Raw genomic sequence first — 14,928 nt, forward strand, 5'->3', positions numbered from 1 at the left:
GGATTGCGCATCATGAAGAAGACTAAGGCCATTCGCATCCACGAAAATGGCGGTCCTGATGTCATGAAGTTCGAGGAGGTCGATCTGCCGTCTCCGGGCGCCGGCGAGGTGCAGATCCGTCACGCTGCGATCGGCCTTAATTTCATAGACGTCTATTTCCGTTCGGGCCTTTACAAGGCACCCTATTTTCCTCTGCCGCTCGGCAAGGAAGCCGCGGGCACGATCACGGAAGTCGGGCCGGGCGTGACCGATTTCGCCGTCGGCGATCGTGTCGCCTATGTCGGCAGCGACGGCGCCTATAGCATCGAGCGCAACATAGAAACCCGCCATCTGGTCAAGGTGCCTGACGATATCCCACTCGAAACCGCGGCATCGATGATGCTGAAGGGGATGACGGCCGAATACCTCTTGAACCGCACCTTCAAGGTCGGCCCCGGAACGACGCTGCTGTTTCATGCCGCAGCAGGTGGCGTCGGCTTGATCGCCGGCCAATGGGCCAAGGCTCTCGGAGCCGGCACCGTCATCGGCACTGCCGGTTCTGCGGAAAAGGTCGAACTGGCATTGGCGCACGGCTATGACCACGTCATCGATTACAGTAAGGAGAGCTTTGCCGATCGTGTCCGCGAGATTACCGGCGGCAAGGGCGTCGACGTCGTTTACGACTCGGTCGGCAAGGACACGTTCCCACATTCGCTCGATTGCCTGAAGCCGCGCGGCATGTGGGTGACCTTCGGTCAATCGTCCGGCCCGATCGAGAACTTCAATCTCGCCATCCTCAATCAGAAGGGTTCGCTTTTCGCCACGCGGCCAAGCCTTTTCGCCTATGTCGCAACGCCTGAGGAGCTGAGAGCCAGCGCGAAAGCATTATTTGCTGTTGTGCAAAGCAGCAAAGTGCGTATCAATGTGAACCAGACCTATCCGTTGAGCGATGCGGGGCGCGCGCACACGGATCTGGAAACAAGAAAAACGAGTGGAACTACGCTGCTGATCCCATAGATCCGAAAGGGCAGGACAGTGGGAAGGAAATGAGGGGAACGTGTCGTCATTCGATGTGCCGGCAACCGGTGCGTTATTGTCGGTTCGCAAACTGACTAAGCTGTTCGGTAGCTTTGCTGCCTGCAATGGAATTGATCTGGAAATTCAGCCCGGCGAGATTCACGCTCTGCTCGGTGAGAACGGCGCAGGCAAATCCACTCTGGTGAAGATGCTGTTCGGCGTTTTGGAGCCGACCGAGGGCGAAATCGCCTGGCAAAACCAACTCGTCTCGATTGGCTCGCCGGGCGAAGCACGCAAGCTTGGCATCGGCATGGTGTTTCAGCATTTCTCCTTGTTTGAGGCGCTGACGGTCGCTGAGAATATCGCCCTTTCCCTTGATGACAGCATTCCGATCGGCAAGATCGCTGAGGAGGCTGCCAGCCTGTCGCAAGCCTATGGCCTGCCGCTGGATCCCCATGCTCATGTCGCTGACCTTTCCGTCGGCGAGCGCCAGCGTATCGAAATCGTCCGTGCGCTGCTGCAGAATCCGAAGCTGATCATCCTCGATGAGCCGACCTCGGTGCTGACACCGCAGGAAGCCGACCGCCTGTTCGAAACGCTCTTCCGGCTCCGGGACGAAGGCCGTTCGGTGCTCTATATCAGCCACCGCCTGGAGGAGGTGCAACGCATCTGCTCCCGCGCTACGGTGCTGCGCCATGGCAAGGTAACCGGTGCCTGTGACCCACGGCAGGAAACGCCCGGCTCGCTCGCCCGCATGATGGTCGGCAGCGATGTTGCCAGCGTGCAGCATGAAGGCCTTGGCAAGAAGGGCGATATCCAGCTCGAGGTCGCCGGTCTCTCTGTGCCCGCGCGCGCGCCCTTTGCCATGTCGCTGAAGAATGTTTCGCTCCGCGTACGCGCGGGCGAGATTCTGGCGATCGCCGGCGTTGCCGGCAACGGGCAGGGGGAGTTGTTCGATGTCGTTTCCGGCGAACATACCGTGCCTTCAGACGATTTGATCCTGGTGCGTGGCCAGGCGGTCGGCACCAAGGGTATCAATACGCGCCGCCTGCTGGGTGCCGGTTTCGTGCCGGAAGAGCGGCATGGCCATGCGGCGGTGTCGGGGCTGAAGCTTTCAGACAATCTCGTGCTGGCCCGCAGCAAATCGGACCGCCGGGCCTTCCTCGGCGGTGGTTTCCTGAAGGTGATCCGTCGGGGCGCGGTCAAACAGGCGACCAAGCGCATTTCCGAAGCCATGGACGTGCGCAAAAGCGGCGAGGACCCGACTGCGGGCTCGCTCTCTGGCGGTAACCTGCAAAAGTTCATCGTCGGTCGTGAGCTGGACCGGCAGCCGACGGTGCTGGTGGTCAATCAGCCGACCTGGGGTGTCGACGCGGGTGCCGCAAGCCATATTCGTCAGGCGCTGGTCGATCTTGCCCGCAACGGCTCGGCCGTGCTGGTCATCAGCCAGGATCTCGACGAAATATTCGAGGTGGCCACCGATATTGCCGTCATTTCGGAAGGACGGCTGTCGCCGGCTTATCCGGCGGGCGAGCTGACACGGGAAAAGATCGGTCTCCTAATGGGCGGCCTGCATGAATCAAAGACGCATCCGGAGCCCATGCATGCGCATTGAACTTGAAAGGCGCCCGCAGGCTTCGAAACTGTTCGGCTTCCTGTCGCCGCTGCTCGCCCTCGCGCTGGCGCTGATTGCCGGTACCATTATGTTCGCCGTCCTCGGCAAGGACCCGGTGGAAGCGCTGGACGCTTTCTTCGTCGAGCCTCTGCTGGAAGTCTGGTCGCTGCACGAACTGGCGATCAAGGCGGGGCCGCTGATCCTGATCGCGGTCGGCCTTTGCGTCTGCTATCGGTCCAACAACTGGAACATCGGCGCCGAAGGCCAATTTACCATCGGTGCGGTCGCCGGCTCCTACATTCCGATTGTCTTCACCGATTGGCATTCGCCGATGGTCCTGCCACTGATGCTGATCGCCGGCGCTGTCGGCGGGGCGCTCTATGCCGCCATTCCGGCGTTGTTGAAGGCGCATTTCAACACCAATGAGATCCTGACGAGCTTGATGCTCGTTTATATCGGGCAGCTCTACCTGGATTGGCTCTCACGCGGCCCTTGGCGCGATCCGCAGGGCCATAATTTCCCGCAGAGTATCGATTTTCCGCCGGAGGCGGTGCTGCCGGCGATCTGGGCGGACTCCGGTCGGGCGCATTGGGGGATCGTCTTTGCCATCGTCGCGGCGATCCTTGCCTGGTTCATGATGAAATACACGCTGAAGGGCTTTGAGATAACCGTTCTTGGCCAATCGGAACGAGCAGGCCGCTTCGCCGGCTTTTCCTCCAAGAAAATGGTCTGGTTCGGCTTCCTCTTCTCCGGCGCGCTGGCAGGCCTTGCCGGCATTTCCGAGGTTGCGGGTTCGATCGGCCATCTGCAGCCGGCAATATCGCCGGGCTACGGCTTTACCGCCATCATCGTTGCTTTCCTGGCGCGTCTCAATCCGCTCGGCGCGATCCTTTCCGGCTTCGTGCTGGCGCTGACCTATCTTGGCGGCGAGGCGGCGCAATTATCGCCCGGCATCTCCGCCAAGGCGGCGAGCGTCTTCCAGGGGTTGTTGCTTTTCTTCGTGCTCTCCTGCGATACGCTGATCAACTATAAGATCCGGCTGGTCTGGTCGCGGGTTCGGGGAGGTGCGGCATGAGTATGAGTGTCTTTGAAGCGATCCTCCTCACCATCATCACGGCCTCGACGCCGCTTGTTATCGCCGGCCTCGGCGAACTTGTGGTGGAACGCTCCGGTGTGCTCAATCTTGGCGTCGAAGGCATGATGATCATCGGTGCTGTCGCCGCCTTCGTCGGCGCACAGGTGAGCGGATCGCCCTATGTGGGCCTCATCGCCGGCATTGCCGGCGGCGCGCTATTTTCGCTGTTGTTCGGCTTCCTGACGCTGACGCTGGTGACCAATCAGGTGGCGACGGGTCTGGCGCTGACCATCCTTGGCCTCGGTCTCTCCGGCATGATCGGGGAAGGTTATGTCAGTGTGCCCGGAGTGCAGTTGCGGGAAATCGTCTTCCCGGTCTTGTCCGATATTCCGCTCGTCGGGCCGGTGCTGTTCAAGCAGGATCTGACTTTCTATCTGTCGATCGCGCTGCTCATCGGGGTCAACTGGTCCCTCTTCCGCAGCCGCAGTGGCCTGAAGCTGCGCGCCATCGGCGACAGTCATGGCTCGGCACATGCCCTCGGCATCGACGTCATCCGCACGCGCTATCTCGCCGTCATGTTCGGCGGCGCCTGCGCCGGGCTCGCTGGTGCACAGTTGTCCCTGGTCTACACGCCGCAATGGGTCGAGAACATGTCGGCCGGCCGCGGCTGGGTGACACTGGCCCTTGTTGTCTTCGCGTCGTGGCGGCCGATGCGCGTCCTGGCCGGCGGCTATCTCTTCGGCGCAGTGACGATCCTGCAGTTTCATGCGCAGGGCTTCGGCGTCGGCATTCCCTCACAGTTTCTGTCGATGCTACCCTACGCATCGACTATTGTGGTTCTCATCATCATCTCTCAAAATCGTCGGGCGACATTGATCAACACGCCAGCGTCGCTTGGCAAGGCCTTCGTTCCGGAGCGCTAAGAACAACAACCGGACGGATTTCGTAAATATCAAACCAGCAGGGGTAACCATGAAAAAACTAGCACTCGCACTCGCCACCACGGCCGCTGCCATTGTCGGCTTCGGTGCTGCGGCCGAAGCGGCTCCGACCAAGGTCTGCTTTGTCTATGTCGGCTCGCATACGGACGGCGGTTATTCGCAGGCGCACGATCTCGGCCGTCAGCAGGTCCAGAAGGAGTTTGGCAACAAGATCGATACGCCTTATCTCGAAAACGTACCGGAAGGCCCGGACGCCGAACGCGCCATCGAGCGACTCGCCCGCTCCGGCTGCTCGCTGATCTTCTCCACATCGTTCGGCTTCATGGACGCGACCGTCAAGGTCGCCGCGAAGTTCCCGAAGGTTAAGTTCGAGCATGCGACCGGCTTCAAGAGCGGCCCGAATCTCGCCACCTACAACTCGCGCTTCTATGAAGGCCGCTACATCCTGGGTCAGATCGCTGCCAAGACGTCGGAGAATCACGGTGCCGCCTACATCGCTTCCTTCCCGATCCCGGAAGTGGTGATGGGCATCAACTCCTTCGAGCAGGGCGCGCGCTCGGTCGATCCGAGCTTCAAGCTCAAGGTCGTCTGGGTCAACACCTGGTTCGATCCCGGCAAGGAAGCCGACGCTGCCAAGGCCATGGTTGACCAAGGCGTCGATATCTTGACGCAGCACACCGATACGACGGCACCGATGCAGGTGGCTGAAGAGCGCGGCATCCATGCCTTCGGTCAGGCGTCCGACATGATCGCCTCCGGCCCGAAGGCGCAGTTGACGGCCGTCGTCGACACCTGGGGCAACTACTACTCCAAACGCGTCCATGCGCTGCTTGACGGCACCTGGAAGGCCGAACAGAGCTGGGATGGCCTGAAGGACGGCATTCTGAAGATGGCGCCGTACACCAACATGCCCGACGACGTGAAGAAGATGGCTGAAGAGACCGAAGCCAAGATCAAGTCCGGCGAACTCGCGCCCTTTACCGGCCCGATCAACAAGCAGGACGGTACGCCCTGGCTGAAGGCCGGCGAGAAAGCCGATGACGGTACTCTGCTCGGCATGAACTTCTATATCGAAGGCGTCGACGACAAGCTGCCGGCTTCAAAATAAGAAAATCAGGCGGAAAACGCTTGAGTTGAAAAGGGCGTCCAAGGGACGCCCTTTTTTGTTGCAGTGCGTCATAGAATCCCGATTTACAAAAGTATTACTATATGATTTTTTGCCTTCGGCCGTAGGAGTTGGCCAATTGGGAGGACATCATGAAATTTAAGACTGCACTGGTGAGTGCCACGATTCTTGCTGCTTGCATGTTTACGACCGCATCGGCAAAGAATTTGGTCGTCGGCTTTTCGCAAATCGGTTCGGAATCCGGCTGGCGTGCGGCGGAAACGACGGTTACGAAACAGCAGGCTGAAAAGCGCGGCATCGACCTCAAATTCGCCGATGCCCAACAGAAGCAGGAAAACCAGATCAAGGCGATTCGCTCCTTCATCGCGCAGGGTGTCGACGCGATTCTCCTGGCGCCCGTCGTGGAAACGGGATGGGACTCTGTTCTGAAGGAAGCCAAGGAAGCCAAGATCCCCGTCATCCTGCTTGACCGCACGATCAACGCCCCGAAGGATCTCTATCTGACCGCCGTTACCTCGGACCAGATTCACGAAGGCAAGGTTGCCGGTGACTGGCTTGTGAAGACTGTCGGCGACAAGAAGTGCAATATCGTCGAGCTGCAGGGCACCACCGGTTCCTCGCCGGCCATCGCCCGCAAGAAGGGCTTCGAAGAAGCCATCAAGGGCCATGACAACCTGAAGATCGTCCGCAGCCAGACCGGCGATTTCACCCGCGCCAAGGGCAAGGAAGTCATGGAAAGCTTCCTGAAGGCCGAAAATGGCGGCAAGGACATCTGCGCGCTCTACGCTCATAACGACGACATGGCCGTTGGCGCTATCCAGGCGATCAAGGAAGCCGGCCTGAAGCCGGGCAAGGATATCCTGACCGTATCCATCGATTCGGTTCCGGACCTCTTCAAGGCCATGGCGGCCGGCGAAGCAAACGCGACGGTGGAACTGACGCCGAACATGGCCGGCCCCGCCTTCGATGCCCTCGACGCGTACCTCAAGACCAAGAAGGAGCCGCCGAAGTGGATCCAGACCGAGTCGAAGCTGTACACACAGTCTGACGACCCGCAGAAGGTCTACGAGGAGAAGAAGAACCAGGGCTATTGATGTAAAAAAAGCGAACCGCATCGGCTGGCAAACGGCCGATGCGGGCTTTTCTACGCGGCATTGCGGGCGGGGAAGCTTCCGCATTTAGGTGAACTACCCGAATGCGAGTAAGATGTACGCACGGCGCTTTAGCGAGCGGCGTATTTCGCACCTTTGCATACCGGCTCAATTCAAGGAAATTCTTGCTCCATGGCTCACGATGTCGAGCGTCTTCTGACGGCTACCGGCTTCTGCAAATATTTTCCCGGCTCCACCGCTCTGGATCATGTCGATTTTACGTTGCGGCGGGGCGAGGTTCATGCGCTTCTCGGCGAAAATGGTGCTGGGAAATCGACGCTGATCAAGTGCATGACCGGCGCCTATCGCCGCGACGCAGGCAGCCTTGTTCTCGATGGCGCCGAAATCGACCCGCACGATACGCTGGCGGCGCAGAAGCTTGGTATCGGAACGGTCTATCAGGAGGTGAACCTCCTTGCGAATTTGAGTGTAGCGGAAAATCTGTTTCTCGGCCGGCAGCCAAGACGGCTCGGCATGATCAGCAGCCGTGCGATGAACAGCATGGCGAAAGACCTGTTGTCGCAATACGGCATAGACATCGATGTCAGCCGTCAGCTCGACCGTTTCTCCGTCGCAATTCAGCAAGTCATCGCGATCGCACGTGCCGTGGATCTCTCTGGCAAGGTTCTGATCCTCGACGAGCCGACGGCCAGCCTCGATACGCACGAAGTTGCCATGCTTTTCGGTATTATCCAGAATCTGAAGAAGCGCGGATTAGGAATTGTTTTCATTACGCATTTTCTTGAGCAGGTCTATCAGATTTGCGACCGCATAACCGTTCTGCGCAACGGCCGCCTTGTGGGCACGCGCGATGCGGAGGGCCTTTCCCGGCAAACCCTGATCGCCATGATGCTGGGCCGCGAACTCGCGCAGGTCGAAGCGACCGCGAAGCAGGCGGTCGGCGAAAGCGGGCCGGTCAGATACCGCTTCACCAATTTCGGCAAACGCGGCAAAATTAAGCCCTTCGACCTGGAGGTTCGGGTCGGAGAAGTGGTTGGGATTGCCGGTCTGCTGGGCTCAGGACGCACGGAAACCGCGGAAGTGCTCTTCGGCGTCGAGCGCGCCGACAGCGGCGAGGCAAAGATCGAGGACAGGAATGTGACCCTTTCGGGCCCTCGCGCTGCCATCAAGAGCGGCTTCGGCTTTTGCCCCGAAGACCGCAAGACGGATGGCATCATCGGCGATCTTTCCATCCGCGAAAACATAGTCATGGCGCTCCAGGCCCGCCGCGGCTGGGCGCGCCCATTACCGCGCAGCGAGCAGAACGCGATCGCCGATCGTTATATCAAGGCGCTGGATATCCGCACCACCGACCGCGAAAAGCCGATAAGGCTGCTGTCCGGCGGCAATCAGCAGAAGGCCATTCTGGCGCGCTGGCTGGCGACCAATCCCAATTTCCTGATCCTGGACGAGCCGACGCGCGGCATCGATGTCGGCGCGCACGCGGAGATCATCCGACTGATCGAAGATCTTTGCCAGCAGGGAATGTCGCTAGTCGTGATCTCGTCCGAGCTGGAGGAACTCGTGGCCTATAGTTCCCGCGTCATCGTGCTGCGTGACCGCGAACATATTGCCGAACTGACAGGCGACAAGATTACCGCCAGCCATATCGTCGACTCGATCGCGACGGGCGAGAGCAAGCGGGAGGAAGCATGAGTTCCCAGATCAAGGCCCTGTTGCTTCGATTGGCCCCGCAGCTCATTGCGCTGTCAGCGATTCTTCTATTGAATTTCATTATGTTCCCACAGTTCTTTCATCTGGAACTGCAAAATGGCAGATTGTATGGCAGCATCATCGATGTTCTCAATCGCGGTGCGCCCGTAGCGCTTCTGTCCATCGGCATGACGCTCGTCATCGCCACCAAGGGCATCGATCTCTCGGTCGGCGCGGTGATTGCAATTTGCGGCGCCGTTGCCGCATCCGCCATCGTCTCCGGACATTCTCTCGCCTATACGCTGATACTGACCATCGGCGTCGGGCTTGCATGCGGGCTTTGGAACGGGTTCCTCGTCGCGGTTCTCGATATTCAGCCGATCATCGCCACGCTGGTGCTGATGGTCGCCGGCCGCGGGATAGCCCAATTGATCACCGAAGGCGTCATCATGACCTTCAATGACGATGGGCTCATCTTCTTGGGAAGCGGGTCCTTCGGCTCCCTGCCGATGCCTGTCGTCATCTGGCTGTTGGTGGCATTGGCGGTTATTCTTCTGGTGAGACGCACGGCTCTCGGCATGCTCGTCGAGGCGATCGGCATCAACCGGCGGGCCAGCACGCTGTCGGGCATTCAGACGCCGGTGCTGCTGATCGCCGTCTATGCGCTGAGCGGCCTGTGCGCTTCGATCGCCGGCATCATCGTTTCCGCCGATATCAAGGGCGCCGATGCGAACAATGCCGGTCTTTGGCTCGAACTTGACGCGATCCTGGCCGTCGTCGTCGGTGGCAATTCCCTTCTTGGCGGCCGTTTCAGCATCGTCGGCTCACTGATCGGCGCGATGATCATCCAGTCGGTCAATACCGGCATTCTGCTGTCCGGCTTCCCGCCGGAGTTCAATCTGGTGATCAAGGCCGTCATCGTCATCATCATTCTGGTCATCCAGTCTCCAGCTCTCCAATCCGTCTCGTCGTTTTTCTGGCGTCGGCGGGGCGCGGCGCAGATGATCCATGAGGAGCAGGCAAAGTGAATTCGAAATATCTTCCTCTGCTCGTGACGATCGTCATTTTCCTGCTGGCCTACACCGGCTGCGTGATGGAGTTTCCGACCATGCTGTCGACGCGCGTCGTCGGCAATCTGCTGACGGATAACGCTTTTCTCGGAATTGCCGCCGTCGGCATGACGTTTGTCATCCTTTCCGGCGGCATCGATCTGTCGATCGGTTCGGTCATCGCCTTTACCGGCGTCTTCCTGGCTATCATTCTGCGAGATACCTCGATCCATCCGTTGCTCGCCTTCGCGCTTGTTCTGGCGATCACGACGATCTTCGGCGCGGGCATGGGTGCCATCATCCACTATCTCAGCATGCCGCCCTTCATCGTCACTTTGGCGGGCATGTTTCTCGCGCGCGGCATCGCTTTCGTCCTCTCGATCGACAGTATCCCGATCGAGCATGATTTCTATTCGCAACTGAGCGATCTCTATCTATTGCTGCCAGGCGGCGGCCGTCTGACGCTGATCGGCGGTATCATGCTGATCGTCTTTGCAGGCGGCATTGTGCTGGCGCATCGCACCCGCTTTGGCGCCAACGTCTATGCGTTGGGCGGCGGGGTGCAGACGGCTCAGTTGATGGGTGTGCCGGTCGGCCGCACAACGATCCAGATCTATGCGCTGTCCGGCTTTCTCGCCGGTCTATCCGGAATCGTTTTTTCGCTCTATACGTCGGCAGGATATTCGCTGGCTACGGTTGGGGTCGAGCTGGATGCCATTGCCGCCGTGGTCATAGGTGGAACATTGCTCACGGGGGGAGCAGGGTTCGTTGGAGGAACTCTCATCGGAATTCTCATACAGGGCTTGATTCAGACTTATATCACCTTTGATGGAACGCTCTCCAGTTGGTGGACTAAGATATTAATCGGGCTGCTGCTCTTTGCGTTTATTCTGATGCAGAAGGGACTTCTGCTGCTTTCCCGCTTCAATCGACGTTACGCTTAGGGAAGGACAGAGTGTTTGCGCGGCCGATTGCTTGAAACCAGGAAAACCGAAGGAAAATCCCGAACGAGCCATGCTCAGGTCGTGGATGATCTTGGAAAAGCGATTGTGTCCGGCGCCTTTCCCATCGGCAGCATTCTCCCTGGCGACAGCGATCTTCTGCAGCGGTTCAAGGTGTCGCGCACCGTGCTGCGCGAGAGCATGAAGACGCTCGCGGCAAAAGGATTGGTCGTGCCGCGCGCCCGCGTCGGAACCCGTGTCACCGAAAAGATCCATTGGAACATGTTCGACAGCGCGGTGCTGACCTGGCACTTTGAAAGCGGCGTCAACGAGGAGTTCCTTCTCCACCTCTACGACATTCGTTTGGCCTTCGAGCCGTTTGCCGCCAGCCTCGTGGCGAAGCGGGCCAGCCCCGAAGAAATCGAGTCGTTGCGAAAGCTGGCGATGGCCATGGCCGCGCCGGAACATACGCCTGATAGTCTCGCCGTCGCCGATCTTCACTTTCACCTGGCGATCACGGAAGCCTCCCACAATCCCTTCATGCGTTCGCTCGGCGGCCTGATCGAAGCGGCCCTCGTCGGCATGTTCCGGATGAGCGCACCTCCGACCAGCAACGGCTTCGGCAATATTGCCGATACGCATATGGCGATCGTCGACGCTATCGCCGCCGGCGACGAATTGGCGGCGCACAAGGCGATGGAATTCGTTATTTTCGACGGCCGCCGGCATGTCCAGCAAGCCTTCGCGGCGCTCGCGGACGCTTGACGTCTACGTCTAATTTCGCCGTAGTTCACCGCTCAACTAGTTGCTATGAGGAGATGAGGCCTGCTCTCGGGCCTCATCGGACCGTATCTTTCGGAGCTTGCAATGGAACGCACCTGCCTCGCCATCATCCTCGCCGCCGGCGACAGCACCCGCATGAAGTCGTCGATCTCCAAGGTGCTGCACCCAATCGCCGGCCGTCCGATGATTGCACATGTGATGGACGCGATTGCCAAGACCGATATTTCTGCTGCCGCGCTCGTGGTCGGCCGCAACGCGGAGGAGGTCACTGCGGCGGCCGCCGTCGGCGGCGTCAAGGTGGAAGCCTATCTGCAGAAAGAGCGTCTCGGCACCGGCCATGCAGTGCTTGCGGCGCGCGAGGCGATCGCCAAAGGGTATGACGATATTCTCGTGGCCTATGGCGACGTACCGCTGCTCACCGATGCGCCGCTTCGCGCGGCACGTCAGGGGCTAGCCGATGGCAATGACATCGTCGTCATCGGCTTTCATACGGAAAACCCCAACGCCTATGGCCGGCTGCTCGTCAAGGACGGCGAGCTGATCGCCATCCGTGAGGCAAAGGACGCGACCGACGCCGAGCTTGCGGTTACCTGGTGCAATAGCGGCCTGATGGCGATCAACGGCCGCAAGGCGCTCGATCTGCTCGACCGTATCGGCAACGACAATGCCAAGCGCGAATATTATCTGACCGATCTCGTCGAGATCGCCCGCTCTCTCGGCGGCCGCGCGGTCGCCGTCGATGCGCCCGAAGTGGAGATGACCGGCTGCAACAACCGCGCCGAACTCGCCGTTATCGAGCGGCTCTGGCAGGAGCGGCGCCGTCATGAGCTGATGCTTTCAGGCGTCACGATGATTGCGCCAGAAACGGTGTTTCTTGCCTATGACACGGTAATTGGCCAGGACGCGCTGATCGAGCCGAACGTCGTCTTCGGCCCCGGCGCCGTCATCGATGGCGGCGCGGTCATCCATGCCTTTTCGCATATCGAAGGCGCCCATGTCAGCGCCGGCGCCACGGTCGGCCCCTTCGCGCGGCTGCGTCCGGGTGCGGACCTTGCCGGCGGCTCGAAGGTTGGTAATTTCTGCGAGGTGAAGAACGGCAAGATCAGCGAGGGCGCGAAGGTCAATCACCTGACCTATATCGGCGATGCCACGGTCGGCGCCGGCAGCAATATCGGCGCGGGCACGATCACCTGCAACTATGATGGCGTCAACAAGCACGAGACGCATATCGGCGCCAACAGCTTCATCGGCTCGAACTCGTCGCTGGTTGCGCCCGTGCGTATCGGCGACAACGCCTATGTCGCCTCAGGCAGCGTCATCACCGAGGATGTGCCTGCCGATGCGCTTGCCTTCGGTCGCGCCCGCCAGGAGGTAAAACCTGGCCGTGCCAAGGTCATTCGCGAGAGAGCCTTGGCCATCAAGGCAGCGAAGAAGGGCAGCCACTAAGCCTAAAGTCCAGCGCATGAGCCCTTAAATCGGAATCGATTTAAGGAAAGGAATATGCGCTACTCTAAAGTCCTACTGCGTTCTCAACGCGTCCTTTGGATCCGCGTTGCAGTAGGGTCGCGTAACGGTCGGAAACCGAAAGTGACCATCGCGGCAATTGAGAAAACTATAAGAATCATTAGGACTTGCGCCAAGATTTTGGGCCAGACGGAGAATTGCATGTGCGGCATTGTCGGGATTGTCGGAACGAAGCCTGTGGCGGCACGATTGGTGGATGCCTTGCGGCGTCTCGAATATCGCGGCTACGATTCGGCTGGCGTTGCCACCATCCATAACGGCGTCATGGACCGCCGCCGCGCCGAAGGAAAACTCTTCAATCTCGAAAAGCGACTGGATGTCGAGCCGCTACCGGGCGTCACCGGCATTGCTCACACCCGCTGGGCGACCCATGGCGTTCCCAACGAAACCAACGCCCATCCGCATTTTGTCGAAGGCGTCGCCGTCGTTCACAATGGCATTATCGAGAATTTCTCCGAGCTGCGCGAGGAATTGAAGGCCGAAGGCCGGGTCTTTGCCACACAGACCGATACGGAAGTTGTTGCGCATCTTCTGGCGAAATATCTCCGCCAGGGCCTCGATCCGCGCGCAGCCATGCTGAAGATGCTGAACCGCGTCACCGGTGCCTATGCACTGGTCGTCATGTTCCAGAACGATCCCGACACGCTCATGGCGGCCCGCTCCGGCCCGCCGCTCGCCATCGGTTTCGGCAATGGCGAGACATTCCTCGGCTCCGACGCGATTGCGCTGGCGCCCTTCACCAACGAGATTACCTATCTCGTCGACGGCGACTGCGCGATCATCACCCGCGATGGCGCCACGGTTGTCGATTTCAGCGGCCAGGAGGTCAGCCGCGTTCGGCAGATATCGCAGGCGACTGCCTATGTCGTCGACAAGGGCAATCATCGCCACTTCATGGAAAAGGAAATTTACGAGCAGCCGGAGGTGATCTCCCATGCGCTCAGCCAATATGTCGATTTCGCCAGTCATCGAGTGCGCCCGAATGCGTCGGCGATCGATTTCAGCGCGGTGTCCAGCTTGGCGATTTCAGCCTGCGGCACGGCGTATCTTGCCGGCCTGATCGGCAAATATTGGTTCGAGCGTTATGCCCGCCTGCCGGTCGAGATCGATGTGGCTTCCGAATTCCGCTATCGCGAAATGCCGCTATTGCCCTCGCAGGCTGCGCTATTCATCTCGCAATCCGGCGAAACGGCGGATACGCTTGCATCGCTGCGCTACTGCAAGGATCATGGCCTGAAGATCGGTGCCGTGGTCAATGTGAAGGAATCGACCATCGCGCGCGAATCCGATGCGGTGTTCCCGATCATGGCCGGCCCCGAAATCGGGGTTGCCTCTACCAAGGCCTTCACCTGCCAGCTTGCTGTGCTCGCATCTTTGGCGATCGGTGCCGGCAAGGCGCGTGGTACGGTCAGCGCTGAGGACGAACAGGCGATGGTGGGTCATCTCGTTGAGATGCCGCGCATCATGGCCCGGGTGCTGAACATCATCCAGCCGCAGATGGAAAGCCTTGCCCGTGAGATCTCAAAGTTCAACGACGTGCTTTATCTCGGACGCGGCACCAGCTTCCCGCTCGCCATGGAAGGCGCGCTGAAGCTCAAGGAAATCTCCTACATCCACGCCGAAGGCTATGCTGCCGGCGAGCTGAAGCACGGTCCGATCGCGTTGATCGACGAGAACATGCCTGTTATCGTCATTGCGCCCTATGACCGCTTCTTCGACAAGACCGTCTCCAACATGCAGGAGGTGGCGGCCCGCGGCGGCCGCATCATCTTCATCACCGACGAGGCAGGGGCTGCGGCTTCCACCTTGCCGACAATGGCGACGATCACCCTGCCGGTTGTCGATGAAATCATCGCACCGATCATCTTCTCGCTGCCGATCCAACTGCTCGCCTATCACACGGCAGTCTTTATGGGCACGGACGTCGATCAGCCGCGCAATCTCGCCAAGTCGGTGACGGTAGAATAGGCCGTATTCCCCGCTCTTTTCCTAAAATAACGTCGTCGTGAATGGGGCGCCGATTCCCATTGATGACATGACTGCCGGGTTGTGCGACGCGCCGATTTCTGGCACG

The 14,928-nt window shown here is 59.7% G+C and carries 12 protein-coding genes; all 12 read left to right on the plus strand.

The window, feature by feature from the left end:
• Window positions 1-12: 12 nt before the first annotated feature.
• Window positions 13-996, plus strand: coding sequence for a quinone oxidoreductase (locus NXC24_RS09390; RefSeq protein WP_104823031.1), 984 nt, complete (start codon window positions 13-15; stop codon window positions 994-996).
• Between the two features lie 40 nt (window positions 997-1,036).
• Window positions 1,037-2,611 (plus strand): ABC transporter ATP-binding protein, encoded by a 1,575-nt coding sequence (locus NXC24_RS09395; protein WP_104823032.1) that lies wholly within the window; start codon window positions 1,037-1,039, stop codon window positions 2,609-2,611.
• Window positions 2,601-3,686, plus strand: a complete 1,086-nt coding sequence (locus NXC24_RS09400) for an ABC transporter permease (RefSeq protein WP_104823033.1) — start codon at window positions 2,601-2,603, stop codon at window positions 3,684-3,686. Before NXC24_RS09395 ends, NXC24_RS09400 begins: the two co-directional genes overlap by 11 nt.
• Window positions 3,687-3,688: 2 nt before the next feature.
• Window positions 3,689-4,609: an ABC transporter permease gene (locus tag NXC24_RS09405; protein ID WP_104823034.1), complete on the plus strand. Its 921-nt coding sequence runs from the start codon at window positions 3,689-3,691 to the stop codon at window positions 4,607-4,609.
• Between the two features lie 49 nt (window positions 4,610-4,658).
• Window positions 4,659-5,735: a BMP family ABC transporter substrate-binding protein gene (locus NXC24_RS09410; RefSeq protein ID WP_104823035.1), complete on the plus strand. Its 1,077-nt coding sequence runs from the start codon at window positions 4,659-4,661 to the stop codon at window positions 5,733-5,735.
• A gap of 149 nt (window positions 5,736-5,884) precedes the next feature.
• Window positions 5,885-6,847: a galactofuranose ABC transporter, galactofuranose-binding protein YtfQ gene (gene ytfQ / locus NXC24_RS09415; protein WP_104823036.1), complete on the plus strand. Its 963-nt coding sequence runs from the start codon at window positions 5,885-5,887 to the stop codon at window positions 6,845-6,847.
• 189 nt (window positions 6,848-7,036) lie between these two features.
• A complete protein-coding gene (gene ytfR, locus NXC24_RS09420; protein ID WP_104823037.1) occupies window positions 7,037-8,560 on the plus strand; it encodes a galactofuranose ABC transporter, ATP-binding protein YtfR in 1,524 nt (507 codons plus the stop codon).
• Window positions 8,557-9,585 carry an ABC transporter permease gene (locus tag NXC24_RS09425; RefSeq protein ID WP_104823038.1) on the plus strand — a complete coding sequence of 343 codons (1,029 nt, stop codon included), beginning with the start codon at window positions 8,557-8,559 and terminating at the stop codon, window positions 9,583-9,585. Before ytfR ends, NXC24_RS09425 begins: the two co-directional genes overlap by 4 nt.
• Window positions 9,582-10,550: a galactofuranose ABC transporter, permease protein YjfF gene (gene yjfF / locus NXC24_RS09430; RefSeq protein ID WP_104823039.1), complete on the plus strand. Its 969-nt coding sequence runs from the start codon at window positions 9,582-9,584 to the stop codon at window positions 10,548-10,550. Before NXC24_RS09425 ends, yjfF begins: the two co-directional genes overlap by 4 nt.
• A gap of 15 nt (window positions 10,551-10,565) precedes the next feature.
• Entirely contained in the window at window positions 10,566-11,312 is a 747-nt protein-coding gene (locus NXC24_RS09435) for a FadR/GntR family transcriptional regulator (protein WP_104823040.1), read from the plus strand.
• Window positions 11,313-11,414: 102 nt separating this feature from the next.
• Window positions 11,415-12,776 carry a bifunctional UDP-N-acetylglucosamine diphosphorylase/glucosamine-1-phosphate N-acetyltransferase GlmU gene (gene glmU / locus NXC24_RS09440; protein ID WP_104823041.1) on the plus strand — a complete coding sequence of 454 codons (1,362 nt, stop codon included), beginning with the start codon at window positions 11,415-11,417 and terminating at the stop codon, window positions 12,774-12,776.
• Window positions 12,777-12,995: 219 nt separating this feature from the next.
• Window positions 12,996-14,822: a glutamine--fructose-6-phosphate transaminase (isomerizing) gene (glmS, locus tag NXC24_RS09445; RefSeq protein WP_104823042.1), complete on the plus strand. Its 1,827-nt coding sequence runs from the start codon at window positions 12,996-12,998 to the stop codon at window positions 14,820-14,822.
• Window positions 14,823-14,928 lie beyond the last annotated feature (106 nt).

This window comes from Rhizobium sp. NXC24 (assembly GCF_002944315.1).
Lineage (GTDB): Bacteria > Pseudomonadota > Alphaproteobacteria > Rhizobiales > Rhizobiaceae > Rhizobium.